Origin of the sequence: Aminobacter sp. J41 (assembly GCF_000526635.1) — a bacterium.
Lineage (GTDB): Bacteria > Pseudomonadota > Alphaproteobacteria > Rhizobiales > Rhizobiaceae > Aerobium.
The window spans coordinates 37,726-51,484 of the sequence record NZ_JAGL01000007.1; the positions used below are offsets into that span (position 1 = coordinate 37,726).

Consider the following 13,759-nt stretch of genomic DNA (forward strand, 5'->3'; position numbering starts at 1 on the left):
GACTAAGCGACGCGGCGGCGCGGAGCTGCCGCGGGTTCGTCGACGGGAAGGGCAGGCAGCTCTTCCATCACGCGGTGGGGCGGGAAGATCGCAATGGTTTCCGTCCCCTCGCGCAGCTTCGAGCGAAGCTGGAACTCGCCGCCGTGCAGCTTCATCAGGCCTTGCACGATCGGCAGGCCGAGGCCGGTACCCTGTTCCGCGCTCTTGATCGCGATGGTGCCCTGGCCGAAGGCCGACAGCACGATCGGGATTTCCTCATCCGGAATGCCCGGACCATTGTCCTTCACCGCCACATACTGGCCGCCGCCGGCGGTCCAGCCGACGCGCACCAGAACTTCGCTGCCGCTTGGCGCGAACTTGATGGCGTTGGAAAGCAGGTTCAGCGTGATCTGGCGCAGCGAGCGTTCGTCCGCGAACAGGCGCGGCAGGGTCGGCTCGTACTGCTGGACGATGCGGATGTCCTTGTTGCGCGCCCTCAGCTCCATCAGGTGGCAGCACTCCTCCACCGCCGCCGGCAGCGAGACGGGCTCTTCGGTCAGCTGGTAGCGCTCGGCCTCGATGCGGGAGAGGTCGAGGATCTCGTTGATCAGGTGCAAGAGGTGCCGGCCCGAGCTGTTGATGTCGTTCGCGTATTCCTTGTAGGTGTCGTTCTGTAGCGGACCGAGCACCTCGTTTGCCATCACCTCGGAGAAGCCAAGAATGGCGTTCAGCGGCGTGCGCAGCTCGTGACTCATGGTCGCGAGGAAACGCGACTTGGCAAGGTTTGCTTCCTCGGCGCGGCGGCGCGCCTCGTCGCTCATGGCATTCGCCGTTTCAAGCTCCGCGATCAGCGCGTCCTTTTCCGAGCGGAAGGACAGCAGCATCAGCGTCGACTGGTGCAGGTGCCCGGCGACATAGGAGAAGAATGGCAGCGAGATGATCAGCACTGCTGCCATGATCGCTTCAACCGGCTCCCATGGGTGGTTGAGTGCAAGCGTCACCGCAAACACGCCGATTGGGATGACGAAGGTTGTGACCAGCGCGCCCGAGAGCGCGGAAGAGATGATCGCCGTCGCGGCAACAGCCATCAGCAGGATCACCGCCTGCAGCACCGGAAACTGGTCGATCTGGCACTCGGCGCACTCCAGCCACGCGAAATAGGTCCAGCCGATGCTGCTGACGAGGTGGCCGAGCAGGAAGCCGCGACGCACCTGCTCCGGCTTGAGGTCGGCAATATCCGCCTGGTCGACCTGCCGCGCGATGAGCGCAAGGCCCGCGTAGCTGCAGATGGTGATCAGCGCCCAGATGATGATGTTGCTGCCGAGGCCGGCGAGTAGCCCGCCCGACAGGATGCCGAGCACCAGGATCGGGATGGCGATGGTGCTGTTGGAGATCGACCGTGCATGGAGCTTGAGCAGTTCGCGGTCATAAGCGGGATTACCCGCCTGCTGCGAGAGCTTGTCGCGGGTTTTCTTGATGGCGCGTACGACATCGCCGTTGCGGTGCACCTTGGTGCGATCCACAATGTTCTTGTCAGCGATGGTCGAGCTTTGCAGCGCCATTGCCTGCGGACAGCCTGCCTGAGTTGTACCGCTTGCACGCTAGCCGGCAATGATTAAGAAACTTCATCTTCAGCCGGCACAATCCTTCGCAAACCCCGCAATAACCTGCGGATTTCCGCCGTTCTGAGCGTATGTGACCCTTCTCTCCGTGACTGAGGTTGATTGCGCGCGCTGTTCATGCTCGCTTCAGGAAGAGAGGTTCATGGCTAGCTCCCCGCGTCGCGGGAGAGGGCCTGTAGCGGGAGGAAAAGATGAAGCTGTACGACGGAGGCAAGGCGCCCAATCCGCGCCGGGTGCGTGTGTTCCTGGCGGAGAAGGGGATCGAGGTGCCGCTGGTACCCGTCGACATGGGCGCGATGGCGCACCGTGGACCGGACATCGCGCAGAAGAACCCGATGCAGCGCCTGCCCGTGCTGGAGCTTGATGACGGCACGGTGCTCACCGAGTCCGTCGCCATCTGCCGCTACTTCGAGGAATTGCATCCCGAACCTGCCCTGTTCGGCCGCAGCGCGCTGGAGCGTGCACGGGTCGAGGAATGGCAGCGGCGGATGGAGCTCGACCTGTTCCTGCGCGTGGCTCATGCCTTCCGCCACACCCATCCGGCCATGAAGGACTGGGAGGTTCCGCAGGTCGCCGAATGGGGCGAGGCGAACCGGCCGAAGGTGATCGACTTCCTCGCCTTTCTCGACGGCGAATTGGCCAATCGTGAATTTGCGGCCGGGGACGGCTTCTCCATTGCCGACATTACCGGCATGATTGCGGTAGACTTCATGAAACCGGCAAAGATCCAGATGCCGGAGGAATTTACCCATGTGCGTCGCTGGCACGCGCAGCTTGCCGCGAGGCCCAGCGCCAAGGCGTGATGACACCTGAACTCGAGGACCTTGTAGCGCAAATACGCGCCTGCCGGATCTGCCGCGATGCCCCCTTCGCCGGCCCGCCGCTGCCGCACGAGCCGCGCCCCGTTGTGATGGCCTCGTCCCAGGCGAAGATCATGATCGCCGGTCAGGCACCGGGTACCAAAGTGCACGTCAGCGGGGTGCCGTTCACCGACCGCTCCGGCGACCGCCTGCGCGAATGGCTTGGTGTCACCTCGGACGAGTTCTACGACACGCGCAATTTCGCGATCGTGCCGATGGGGTTCTGCTTCCCGGGGCAGGATGCGAGGGGAAGCGATCTGCCGCCGCGGCGCGAGTGCGCGATCACCTGGCGGGCGCGGCTGATGCAGCTAATGCCGCAAGTGGAGCTCGTGCTTGTCATCGGCCAGTACGCGCAGGCCTGGCACATGCCAGACGAGCGCAAGGCAAACTTGACCGATACAGTTGCCAACTGGCGCGCTGTTTTCATGCGCAATGTAACGCCCCGGGTGCTGCCGCTGCCGCACCCGTCCTGGCGCAACACAGCCTGGCTCAAGCGCAACCCGTGGTTCACCGAAGAATTGCTGCCGGTGCTGCGAACCGAAATAGCGATGCGCCTGCGGCGTCGCGAGTAACGCACACGTGCTGAAATGAGGTCTCGTTCTGAGAAAATTTTTCTTGTCGAGGTATAGGTTCGCGACCAGAATAGGGTAATTATTCTAACGGAGCCCCCTCATGGATCGTCTCGACAGAAAAATTCTGCGCCTTCTGCAGGAAGACTCCACGCTTGCCGTGGCTGACGTCGCCAAGAAAGTCGGCCTGTCGACGACGCCTTGCTGGCGGCGCATCCAGAAGCTGGAAGAGGAAGGGGTCATTCAGCGTCGCGTCGCGATCCTTGACCCGGCCAAGGTGAACACGCGCGTGAACGTGTTCGTCTCCATCCGCACCAACAGCCACAGCATCGAGTGGCTGAAGCGCTTCTCGGAGGTGATCCAGGAATTTCCGGAGGTGGTCGAGTTCTACCGCATGAGCGGTGACGTCGATTATCTGCTGCGCGTCGTGGTTCCGGATATCGCGGCCTATGACGCCTTCTACAAGCGCCTGATCGCGAAGATCGAGATCCGCGACGTGTCGTCCTCCTTCGCGATGGAGCAGATCAAGTACACGACGCAGCTGCCGCTGGACTATCTCGTCCTGGACAAGGAGACGGGCGCGAACGCAGCCTGAGCCGCAGCTTGAGCTTGCGGGCATAGCGGGGCGGCTGACAAAACGTCAGTCCGCCTTCTTCATTTCTTCCTTGAGAGCTTCGTCGTGATACCAGCATTCGCTGTCTGCCACGGCGCGCGATACCTCGATTGGCATTCGAGGCTGCAGCAGCTGACGGCGGCCGAGCAGCGCTGCCCGAAAGTCGATGATCTGGGCAGTCTTGCCGCTGCTCGAGGTCTGGGTTCCGTACTTCATCGCGACGGTCCTTCCAGTTGCAGGCATTCCGCTAAGGCACAGCATACGCCATGCCCCGCCGCGATCAATGAAATTGCACATAAATTGTTCCGCAACATTGCCTTTGTTGAGTGCTTGCGAAAGCATCTCTGCACAGATTGTAGGCATAGTGATTTTGTTCTGTGCATTTGGATTGGCCGCGCAGCGTGCAACCGCCAGACGTGGCCCTCTGCCCAACCTTCAATGAATCCGCGCCCTTAACCGGCTTTTCATCGCGGATTCAAAGTTGGCACGCCCCTTGCATTTCTCTTAGCGAACGCCCGGACGGCCGGTGGGGTCCGCCGGGCAGGACCAAAAGACTAAGAGCGGCATGAGAGGCTCAAATGACGAAGTATAAGCTCGAATACATCTGGCTCGACGGCTACACGCCGGTTCCGAACCTGCGCGGCAAGACGCAGATCAAGGAATTCGCCGAGTTCCCGACGCTGGAGCAGCTGCCGCTTTGGGGATTTGATGGCTCGTCGACCCAGCAGGCCGAAGGCCACTCCTCGGACTGCGTGCTGAAGCCGGTTGCTCACTACCCGGATCCGGCTCGCACCAACGGCGTGCTGGTCCTCTGCGAGGTCATGATGCCGGACGGCGTCACCCCGCATCCGTCGAACAAGCGTGCGACCATCCTCGACGACGAGGACGCATGGTTCGGCTTCGAGCAGGAGTATTTCTTCTACAAGGACGGCCGTCCGCTTGGCTTCCCGGAGCACGGCTACCCGGCACCGCAGGGCGAGTACTACACCGGCGTCGGTTTCAAGAACGTCGGCAGCGTCGCGCGCCAGATCGTTGAGGAGCACCTCGACCAGTGTCTTGCCGCCGGCCTGAACCACGAGGGTATCAACGCCGAAGTCGCCAAGGGCCAGTGGGAATTCCAGATCTTCGGTAAGGGCTCGCGCACCGCTGCTGACCAGATGTGGGTCGCCCGCTACCTGCTGATGAGGCTAACCGAGAAGTACGGCATCGACATCGAGTGGCACTGCAAGCCGCTCGGCGACACCGACTGGAATGGCTCGGGCATGCACTGCAACTTCTCCACGAAGTACATGCGCGAAGTCGGCGGTAAGGAGTACTTCGAGGCTCTGATGGCGCAGTTCGGCAAGAACCTGATGGAGCACATCGCCGTCTACGGTCCGGACAACGACAAGCGCCTGACCGGCAAGCATGAGACCGCGCCGTGGAACAAGTTCAGCTACGGCGTTGCTGACCGCGGCGCTTCGATCCGCGTCCCGCACTCCTTCGTCAACAACGGCTACAAGGGCTACCTGGAAGACCGTCGCCCGAACTCGCAGGGCGACCCGTACCAGATCGCTTCGCGTATCCTGAAGACGATCTCGGAAGTCGAGCTTCCGGCAGTCAAGGCAGCGTAAGTCCTCCCAAGACAACGCACCGACAAGAGCAGGGGAACGCTCAACAGGCCCGGCGGCAACGCCGGGCCTGATTTTTTTGGTTATTTGAAACTGAAGTGAATGGAGTTAAATTTCAAAGTACCTGCGGATTACTGCAATTACTCCTACTTTGGTGGCTGCTGTGCGGGAGGGGGGGGGCAGTGCGGAGAGCTATCCTGTACTTAGTTGCTGCGGCTTTTGTTTCCATTCTAATCAGCAAGAATGGGCAGGAAGGACCATCGCGAGGCGGAGAATCTACCAGTTTCGGTGCTGACCAGACCCAGCAAGTGGAAAAAACTGCATCCTCACAGGCGGAAGGGGAGGCTGCGCGGATGTGGGTAGTAGTTGATCGATTGCGTAGGCGGACATGCCCTTCCACAAATTGTGGGATAGTGGGGGTATACTTTTTTCGAGAAGCAGTCGACGTCTTTGAGCGGAAAGATACCTGGGTACGCGTTACCAAGTACTATGATGCGTGGTGCGTGAATGGTCGAAGTAGATATGTTGATTCTGGAAACGGCAGTTGCTCGTCGGAGAACGGGATTTCAAACGGGCAATTCGCTGAGTGGGTTGACTCAAGATATCTAAATAGGACAGAGCCGCCTGATCCCGCAGTCGGGGCCGTGGGTCTACATAAGCTGGTTGCGGCATCAGACGATTACCGGATTTATTCTGGAGCATTCGCAGCTGCTGCGGAGAAGCTCATCGCGAATAGCACCTGCACGGAAGCCGACTTCAAAGAGATGGGCGGCTTTGTCAAGTCGACGAGTAAGAAAGGGTCAGTCTATTTCATCTACTGCGGAGGCTTTACCGTAGCAAACCGAATTTACCTAGACGCTAAGACCGGTCGCACTTTTCGCTGAATAAGTATTGTATAAAGAAACCGGCGGAGTTGCCTCCGCCGGCACGTTAAACCGAAATCCGGTCCGGATCAGACCGAGTAGTACATGTCGAACTCGACCGGGTGCGGGGTCATCTCGAAGCGCATGACCTCGGCCATCTTCAGCTCGATGTAGGAGTCGATCTGGTCGTCGTCGAACACGCCGCCGGCCTTGAGGAAGCCGCGGTCCTTGTCGAGGCTCTGGAGAGCTTCACGCAGCGAGCCGCAGACGGTCGGGATCTTCTTGAGCTCCTTCGGCGGCAGGTCGTACAGATCCTTGTCCATCGCCTGGCCCGGGTGGATCTTGTTCTTGATGCCGTCGAGGCCGGCCATCAGCATCGCAGCGAAGGCGAGGTACGGGTTCGCGGTCGGGTCCGGGAAGCGGACTTCGAGGCGCTTCGACTTCGGGCTGGAGCCGAACGGGATGCGGCAGGAAGCCGAACGGTTGCGTGCCGAGTAGGCCAGCAGCACCGGAGCCTCATAGCCCGGGACCAGACGCTTGTAGGAGTTGGTCGACGGGTTGGTGAAGGCATTCAGCGCCTTCGCATGCTTGATGATGCCGCCGATGAAGTACAGGCAGTTCTCGGAAAGGCCAGCATACTCGTTGCCTGCGAAGGTCGGCTTGCCTTCCTTCCAGATCGAGATGTGGACGTGCATGCCCGAGCCGTTGTCGCCAAAGATCGGCTTCGGCATGAAGGTCGCGGTCTTGCCGTAGGCATTGGCGACCTGGTGCACGGCGTACTTGTAGATCTGCATCTTGTCGGCGTTGCGCACCAGCGTGTCGAACTTGATGCCAAGCTCGTGCTGTGCGGCAGCAACCTCGTGGTGGTGCTTCTCGACCACGACGCCCATCTCGGACAGGACGCTCAGCATCTCGGAGCGCATGTCCTGCAGGCTGTCGATCGGCGGAACCGGGAAGTAGCCGCCCTTGACGCGCGGACGGTGGCCGAGGTTGCCGGTCTCGTAGTCGGTGTCGTCGTTGGACGGCAGCTCGCTGGAGTCGAGCTTGAAGCCGGTGTTGTACGGGTCGGCCTTGTACTTGACGTCGTCGAAGACGAAGAATTCAGCTTCCGGACCGACGAAGACGGTGTCGCCGATGCCCTCGGCCCTCAGATAGGCCTCAGCCTTCTTGGCCGTGCCGCGCGGGTCGCGGTTGTAGGCCTCGCCCGAGACCGGGTCGAGGATGTCGCACATGATGACCATGGTCGACTGTGCGAAGAACGGGTCCATGTGAGCCGTTTCCGGATCCGGCATCAGGACCATGTCGGACTCGTTGATTGCCTTCCAGCCTGCGATCGAGGAGCCGTCGAACATCACGCCATCAGCGAACATGTCCTCATCGACTGCGATCACGTCCATCGTGACGTGCTGCAGCTTGCCCTTGGGGTCGGTGAAGCGGAGATCGACGAACTTTACTTCGTTGTCGGCAATCTGCTTCATGATATCAGCGGCTGTCGTCATTTCCTGTTTCCCTGTGAAAAATTCGTTCTTGTTGCGGCAGACGTCAGATAGCGTCGACGCCGGTCTCGCCGGTGCGGATGCGGACAACTTCCTCGACGTTGGAGACGAAGATCTTGCCGTCACCGATGCGGCCCGTCTGGGCGGCCTTGCGGATTGCGTCGATCGCCGTTTCCACGTTCTCATCGGCCAGCACGACTTCGATCTTCACCTTCGGGAGGAAGTCGACGACGTACTCGGCACCGCGGTACAGCTCGGTGTGGCCCTTCTGGCGGCCAAAGCCCTTGGCCTCGGTGACGGTGATACCCTGAAGCCCGACTTCCTGAAGGGCTTCCTTCACCTCGTCGAGTTTGAAGGGCTTGATGATCGCCTCGATCTTTTTCATGCGCTGGTAGCCTCCGGTGGGATAAAGAGGATGTCAGGTCCCGCTTCGCCGACATGAATGCAGGAAGCATGCCAATCCGGCGAAGCGACATGCTAGCGTGGCAACGCTGCGTAACCGCAGGAAATGCAACGATTAGCCGGCCTGCCGCATCGCATCAGGCATCGTAGCTGCCTGGGGTGCATATGCGGTGGGCTTGGGGAGTGATGAAATAGTATGCAAAGTGCTCATGCAATAGGCAATTCTGTCATGCTGTTGACGCCTACAGAAATGGCAGAAGCTGATCGCCTGACAATCGAGCGCGGACCATTCAACGGCTACGGGCTGATGCGCAATGCCGGAAGCGCCATTGCTGCCGAGCTGCTGCGCCGCTATCCGGACGCGCCTTCCTTCGACGTGCTGTCCGGTCCCGGCAACAATGGCGGCGACGGCTATGTGGTCGCGCGGTTGCTGGCCGAGGCGGGTGCTGGCGTCCGCCTCTTCGCCTATGGCACGCCACGAAGCGGCAGCGATGCGGAGCTTGCGGCTCGCGATTGTCCGCTCCGGGCGGAACTGCTCGAAAGCTTTGCGCCGGAGAAGGGGCATGTGGTTGTCGACGCGCTCTACGGCGCTGGCCTTTCTCGCGAGCTTGATGATGTCGTCGCGAGAGTGGCTGAGGCCTGCCGCGAGGCCGGTGTCCGCGTGGTGGCCGTCGATCTTCCCTCCGGCCTGTCGGGCGAGACCGGAATGCCCCTTGGAACCTCCTTCGAGGCCGAACTGACGGTCACTTTCTTCCGCCTGAAGCCGGGGCACCTGCTGGAGCCGGGCAGCAGCCTTTGCGGCGAGACGCTGGTGGTCGACATCGGCATTCGCGACGACGTGCTGGAGGCAATCCGGCCGAAAACCTTCGTCAACCGGCCCGATCTCTGGAGTCATGCCTTCCCGCGGCCCGCCCGCGACCAGCACAAGTATTCCCGCGGACATGCCGCGGTCTTCTCGGGAGGCACATCCTCGACGGGTGCTGCCCGCCTGTCGGCGATGGCTGCCGCTCGTGCCGGGGCAGGGGCCACGACGGTTTATTCGCCAGCCAGCGCGATATCGACCAACGCGGCGCACCTGACCTCGATCATGCTGCGCAAGGTCGATGATGCCGATGACCTGCGCGAAATCTTCTCCGACCGGGAGCCGGAGGCGATCGTGCTCGGTCCCGGCTATGGCCTGCGCCGGCCGGTCCGCGAGATGGTGCTGGCGGTGCTGGAGCAATCAGGCAAAGGCCTACTCGTGCTTGACGCAGATGGCATCACCGCATTTCGCGAGGAGCCTCAGGCGTTGTTTTCCGCAATCGAGCAGTCGGCGCGCGAGGTGGTGCTTACGCCGCATGAGGGCGAGTTCGCCCGCCTGTTCCCTGATATCCCTGGCATCTCCAAGCTCGATCGTGCCCGCGGGGCCGCGGCGCTTTCAGGCGCGGTGGTCGTCCTGAAAGGGGCGGACACGGTCATCGCGGCGCCGGACGGCCGCGCCGCCATCAACGCCAACGGCACGCCGTGGCTGGCGACAGCCGGGTCCGGCGACGTGCTGGCCGGTATCATTGCAGGCCTTGCCGCTCAGAGCATGCCAGCCTGGGTGGCTGCATGCGCCGCCGTCTGGCTGCATGCAGAGGCCGGAACTCGCTTCGGTCCCGGCCTCATCGCCGAAGATCTGCCGGGTTTGCTGCCGCCGCTGCTTGGCGAGCTCTTATAGGCCGACGGCTTTCTGCAGCGCTATCGCGCCATGCGGAGCGCGGACCTTGCCCTCGTGAATGAAGTAGACGAACACGTCGCGCGGCTTCTTTTCCGCCTTCGTCGACGGATCTGCATAGGGCAGGTCGTCCGGCTGGCCGCCTGTCGCCCATTCCTTCACCCGTTCGGCCCAGCGTTTTAGCTCGGCGTCGGCATAGCAATGCTCGTTGTCGTCCTTGCCGCGCTGCAGGCGGGCATAGACGAAGCCGCCGGTGACGTCGGCGATTTCTGGATAGGTGTCGTGATGGGCGTAGACGATCGCCGCGCCATAGTTGCGCGCCAGCGCGACGAAGTCCGGCGAGATGAAGCTGTCATGCCGCACCTCCAGCGCGTGGCGCAACGGAACGCCGTCCTGCTTGTCGGGCAGCAGCTTGAGAAACCCCTCGAAATCGTCGGGGTCGAACTTTTTCGTATGCGCGAATTGCCAGAGGATCGGCCCAAGCTTGTCGCCCAGCTCGCTGATCCCCGAGCTGAGGAACTTTGCGACGGACTCTCCCGCTTCGGCCAGCACTCTGCGGTTTGTCGAATAGCGGATCGCCTTGATTGAGAAGACGAAGCCGTCGGGCGTCTCGGCGCCCCACTTCGCGTAGGTCGCCGGCTTGAAGGTCGAGTAGTAGGTGCCGTTGACCTCGATGGTCCGCACGTGCTGGGCGGCATATTCCAGCTGCCGGGATTTCGGAAGCTTGTCAGGATAGAAGGATTCGTCCCAAGGCTCGAAGGTCCAGCCGCCCATGCCGGCACGAATCTCTCCCGACTTCGCCATTCCGTTCTCCCTATTCGGCCGCTTCCGGCCGCTTGATGCCCGGTCGCCGCTCCAGCAGCTCCTTCAGGAACTGGCCGGTGTAGCTGCGCGGCTCGGCAACGATGTCCTCTGGCGTGCCGGCTGCTACCAGCTCGCCGCCGCCGTCGCCGCCGTCAGGACCAAGGTCGAGCAGCCAGTCGGCGGTCTTGATGACTTCGAGATTGTGCTCGATGACGACCACCGTGTTGCCCTGATCGACCAGTTCCTGCAGCAGCTCAAGCAGCTTGGCGACGTCGTGGAAGTGAAGGCCCGTTGTCGGCTCATCGAGGATGTAGAGCGTCTTGCCCGTCGCCCTGCGTGACAGTTCCTTGGCGAGCTTGATGCGCTGCGCCTCGCCGCCTGACAGCGTCGTCGCCTGCTGGCCGATGCGGATGTAGCCGAGGCCCACCTTGTGCAGCGTCGCCAGCTTGTCGCGCACCGCCGGAACTGCCGAGAAGAACTCGACGCCTTCCTCGACGGTCATGTCGAGCACGTCGGCGATCGACTTGCCCTTGAACTGCACCTCGAGCGTCTCGCGGTTGTAGCGCTTGCCGTGGCAGACGTCGCAGGTCACGTACACATCCGGCAGGAAGTGCATCTCGATCTTGATGACGCCGTCGCCCTGGCAGGCTTCACAGCGGCCGCCTTTGACGTTGAACGAGAAGCGGCCCGCCTGGTAGCCACGCGCCTTGGCCTCCGGCAGTCCCGCGAACCAGTCGCGGATGTGGGTGAATGCGCCGGTATAGGTCGCCGGGTTCGAGCGCGGCGTGCGGCCGATCGGCGACTGGTCGATGTCGATGACCTTGTCGATGAGTTCGAGGCCTTCGATGCGATCATGGTCGGCAGGTTGCTCGCGCGAGCCCATGATCCGGCGCGATGCGGCTTTGAAGAGGGTCTCGATCAGGAAGGTCGACTTGCCGCCGCCGGACACGCCGGTCACGGCCGTGAAGGTGCCGACCGGGATTTCCGCCGTCACGTTCTTCAGGTTGTTGCCACGTGCACCCACGACACGGATGTACTTGCCCTTCTTGGGCTTGCGGCGTTCGCCCGGCACGGCAATTCCCATTTCGCCCGACAGGTACTTGCCGGTGAGCGAGTTCGGGTTGGCCATGATCTCGGCCGGGGTTCCCTGCGCCACCACCTGGCCGCCATGGACGCCGGCTGCCGGGCCGATGTCGACCACGTAGTCGGCGTGCAGGATCGCATCCTCGTCGTGTTCGACGACGATGACGGTGTTGCCAAGGTCGCGCAGGTGCTTCAGCGTGTCGAGCAGCCGCGCGTTGTCGCGCTGGTGCAGGCCGATCGACGGCTCGTCCAGCACGTAGAGCACGCCGGTGAGACCCGATCCGATCTGCGAGGCAAGACGGATGCGCTGGCTTTCGCCGCCCGACAGTGTGCCCGAGTTGCGGGACAGCGTGAGGTAATCGAGGCCTACGTCGTTCAGGAAGCGCAGGCGCTCGCGGATTTCCTTGAGCACCCGCACTGCGATCTCATTCTGCTTGTCGGTCAAAAGGCCGGGCAGCCCACGGAACCACTCGTCCGCCTTGCGGATCGACATTTCCGTGACCTGGCCGATGTGCAGCCCGCCAATCTTGACCGCCAGCGCCTCCGGCTTCAGGCGATAGCCGTTGCAGGCAGGGCAGGGCGTCGCCGACATGTAGCGCTCGATCTCCTCGCGCATCCAGGCGGAGTCGGTCTCCTTCCAGCGGCGGTCGAGATTGGTGACGACGCCCTCGAAGGTCTTCGTTGTCTTGTAGGCGCGGGTGCCGTCGTCGTACGAGAACTCGATCTTGCGGTCGCCGGTGCCATGCAGGATGGCGTGCTTGGCTTCCTCGCTCAGATCGCGCCAGCGGTCGCCGACCTTGAAGCCGTAGGCCTTGCCGAGCGCTTCCAGCGTCTGCAGGTAATAGGGCGAAGAGGACTTCGCCCACGGGGCGATCGCGCCCTCGCGCAGCGAGACGTGCTCTTCGGGAACGACGAGGTTCGGGTCGATGGCGCGCTGCGAACCGAGGCCGTCACAGGCAGGGCAGGCGCCAAACGGGTTATTGAACGAGAACAGGCGCGGCTCGATCTCCGGGATCGTGAAACCCGAAACCGGGCAGGCGAACTTTTCGGAGAACAGGATGCGCTCGTGCGTGTCGTTCTTCGACTTGTTCACGCCGTCGGCGCTGGTCTGGTCAGCCGGCAGCGGCTTGTCCGCGAACTCGGCGATGGCGAGGCCATCCGCGAGCCGCAGCGCGGTTTCCAGCGAGTCCGCAAGGCGCGAAGCGATGTCGCTGCGCACCACAAGGCGGTCGACCACCACGTCGATGTCATGCTTGTACTTCTTGTCGAGCGCGGGAACATCAGCGATCTCGTAGTAGGTGCCGTCGACCTTGACGCGCTGAAAGCCCTTCTTCTGCAGCTCGGCGAATTCCTTGCGGTATTCGCCCTTGCGGCCGCGCACGATCGGCGCGCTGATATAGAGGCGCGTGCCTTCCTCGAGCTCAAGGATGCGGTCGACCATCTGGCTGACCGTCTGGCTCTCGATCGGCAGGCCGGTGACCGGCGAGTAGGGCACGCCCGCACGCGCAAACAGCAGGCGCATGTAGTCGTAGATCTCGGTGACGGTGCCGACCGTCGAACGCGGGTTCTTCGACGTCGTCTTCTGCTCGATGGAGATTGCCGGCGACAGGCCGTCGATCTGGTCGACGTCCGGCTTCTGCATCATCTCGAGGAACTGGCGCGCATAGGCCGAGAGGCTCTCGACATAGCGGCGCTGGCCTTCCGCGTAGATCGTGTCGAAGGCGAGCGACGACTTGCCGGAGCCCGATAGTCCCGTCATCACGATCAGGCTGTCACGCGGCAGGTCCAGATCGATGTTCTTGAGGTTGTGCTCGCGCGCGCCGCGGATGGAAATGAATTTATGGTCAGCCATGAGCCGTCCGTCGCCCTGCCAGGTGGTTGAGGCCGGCATCGGACCGGCCGAACCTATATGGTACTTGTGATGCTCCCCGTCGAGCCTGACCGAGGTAGGCGGATAGAGCTTCTCGCGCGTTCCAGCCCGAAGCGCAAGAAAAAAGAACAGAGAGCGAACGACTTCCTGACAGTGTTATGGCAGGAGCCCGCCCGGAGGAACAGTTGGGGATCACGAATTGTTTCGCTCGACCCTTTGCGGGTTGACCTTGCGACACGGCATCTTAGACTCATACCTGTTGGATGAGCTCGCGGAGCTACCGCTCGCAGAA

Annotated in this window: 11 protein-coding genes; 5 read left to right on the plus strand and 6 right to left on the minus strand. The window is 62.3% G+C overall.

Annotated features, from left to right (window positions below; translation table 11 throughout):
• Nucleotides 1–2 precede the first annotated feature (2 nt).
• Entirely contained in the window at nucleotides 3–1,541 is a 1,539-nt protein-coding gene (locus tag L630_RS0106980) for a HAMP domain-containing sensor histidine kinase (protein WP_024847553.1), read from the minus strand.
• A gap of 251 nt (nucleotides 1,542–1,792) precedes the next feature.
• Here L630_RS0106980 and L630_RS0106985 point away from each other — a divergent pair, with 251 nt between their 5' ends.
• The 3 genes from L630_RS0106985 (at nucleotide 1,793) to L630_RS0106995 (ending at nucleotide 3,625) form a co-directional block, all read left to right on the plus strand.
• The gene (locus tag L630_RS0106985; RefSeq protein ID WP_024847554.1) at nucleotides 1,793–2,404 is read left to right on the plus strand and encodes a glutathione S-transferase; all 612 of its coding nucleotides are present in this window, start codon (nucleotides 1,793–1,795) and stop codon (nucleotides 2,402–2,404) included.
• Nucleotides 2,404–3,033, plus strand: a complete 630-nt coding sequence (locus L630_RS0106990) for a uracil-DNA glycosylase family protein (RefSeq protein ID WP_024847555.1) — start codon at nucleotides 2,404–2,406, stop codon at nucleotides 3,031–3,033. The genes L630_RS0106985 and L630_RS0106990 overlap by 1 nt, the downstream gene beginning before the upstream one ends.
• Nucleotides 3,034–3,133: 100 nt before the next feature.
• Entirely contained in the window at nucleotides 3,134–3,625 is a 492-nt protein-coding gene (locus tag L630_RS0106995) for an Lrp/AsnC family transcriptional regulator (protein ID WP_024847556.1), read from the plus strand.
• A gap of 45 nt (nucleotides 3,626–3,670) precedes the next feature.
• Here the strand turns inward: L630_RS0106995 and L630_RS23135 are convergent, their stop codons facing one another.
• Complete coding sequence (locus L630_RS23135) at nucleotides 3,671–3,859, minus strand: DUF2735 domain-containing protein (protein ID WP_024847557.1); 189 nt, start codon at nucleotides 3,857–3,859, stop codon at nucleotides 3,671–3,673.
• 362 nt (nucleotides 3,860–4,221) lie between these two features.
• Between L630_RS23135 and L630_RS0107005 the strand changes: the two genes are divergently transcribed.
• Nucleotides 4,222–5,256: a glutamine synthetase beta-grasp domain-containing protein gene (locus L630_RS0107005; RefSeq protein WP_024847558.1), complete on the plus strand. Its 1,035-nt coding sequence runs from the start codon at nucleotides 4,222–4,224 to the stop codon at nucleotides 5,254–5,256.
• 949 nt (nucleotides 5,257–6,205) lie between these two features.
• Here the strand turns inward: L630_RS0107005 and glnA are convergent.
• Both glnA and L630_RS0107015 read right to left on the minus strand, forming a co-directional pair.
• The gene (gene glnA, locus L630_RS0107010) at nucleotides 6,206–7,615 is read right to left on the minus strand and encodes a type I glutamate--ammonia ligase (RefSeq protein WP_024847559.1); all 1,410 of its coding nucleotides are present in this window, start codon (nucleotides 7,613–7,615) and stop codon (nucleotides 6,206–6,208) included.
• 43 nt (nucleotides 7,616–7,658) lie between these two features.
• Nucleotides 7,659–7,997: a P-II family nitrogen regulator gene (locus L630_RS0107015; protein WP_024847560.1), complete on the minus strand. Its 339-nt coding sequence runs from the start codon at nucleotides 7,995–7,997 to the stop codon at nucleotides 7,659–7,661.
• Nucleotides 7,998–8,264: 267 nt separating this feature from the next.
• Here L630_RS0107015 and L630_RS21115 point away from each other — a divergent pair, with 267 nt between their 5' ends.
• Nucleotides 8,265–9,713 (plus strand): NAD(P)H-hydrate dehydratase, encoded by a 1,449-nt coding sequence (locus L630_RS21115; protein ID WP_245263673.1) that lies wholly within the window; start codon nucleotides 8,265–8,267, stop codon nucleotides 9,711–9,713.
• Here L630_RS21115 and L630_RS0107025 read toward each other — a convergent pair.
• Both L630_RS0107025 and uvrA read right to left on the minus strand, forming a co-directional pair.
• Nucleotides 9,708–10,514 carry a DUF72 domain-containing protein gene (locus L630_RS0107025; RefSeq protein WP_024847561.1) on the minus strand — a complete coding sequence of 269 codons (807 nt, stop codon included), beginning with the start codon at nucleotides 10,512–10,514 and terminating at the stop codon, nucleotides 9,708–9,710. The genes L630_RS21115 and L630_RS0107025 overlap by 6 nt on opposite strands.
• 10 nt (nucleotides 10,515–10,524) lie before the next feature.
• Entirely contained in the window at nucleotides 10,525–13,449 is a 2,925-nt protein-coding gene (gene uvrA / locus L630_RS0107030) for an excinuclease ABC subunit UvrA (protein WP_024847562.1), read from the minus strand.
• Nucleotides 13,450–13,759: the final 310 nt, after the last annotated feature.

Excerpts from the sequence above, each read along its gene's own strand:
- L630_RS23135 (WP_024847557.1), bottom strand. The coding sequence starts at position 3,859 with ATGAAGTACGGAACCCAGACCTCGAGCAGCGGCAAGACTGCCCAGATC.
- glnA (WP_024847559.1), bottom strand. The coding sequence starts at position 7,615 with ATGACGACAGCCGCTGATATCATGAAGCAGATTGCCGACAACGAAGTA.
- L630_RS0106985 (WP_024847554.1), top strand. The coding sequence starts at position 1,793 with ATGAAGCTGTACGACGGAGGCAAGGCGCCCAATCCGCGCCGGGTGCGT.
- L630_RS0106995 (WP_024847556.1), top strand. The coding sequence starts at position 3,134 with ATGGATCGTCTCGACAGAAAAATTCTGCGCCTTCTGCAGGAAGACTCC.
- L630_RS0106980 (WP_024847553.1), bottom strand. The coding sequence starts at position 1,541 with ATGGCGCTGCAAAGCTCGACCATCGCTGACAAGAACATTGTGGATCGC.
- uvrA (WP_024847562.1), bottom strand. The coding sequence starts at position 13,449 with ATGGCTGACCATAAATTCATTTCCATCCGCGGCGCGCGCGAGCACAAC.
- L630_RS21115 (WP_245263673.1), top strand. The coding sequence starts at position 8,265 with ATGGCAGAAGCTGATCGCCTGACAATCGAGCGCGGACCATTCAACGGC.
- L630_RS0107015 (WP_024847560.1), bottom strand. The coding sequence starts at position 7,997 with ATGAAAAAGATCGAGGCGATCATCAAGCCCTTCAAACTCGACGAGGTG.
- L630_RS0106990 (WP_024847555.1), top strand. The coding sequence starts at position 2,404 with ATGACACCTGAACTCGAGGACCTTGTAGCGCAAATACGCGCCTGCCGG.
- L630_RS0107005 (WP_024847558.1), top strand. The coding sequence starts at position 4,222 with ATGACGAAGTATAAGCTCGAATACATCTGGCTCGACGGCTACACGCCG.
- L630_RS0107025 (WP_024847561.1), bottom strand. The coding sequence starts at position 10,514 with ATGGCGAAGTCGGGAGAGATTCGTGCCGGCATGGGCGGCTGGACCTTC.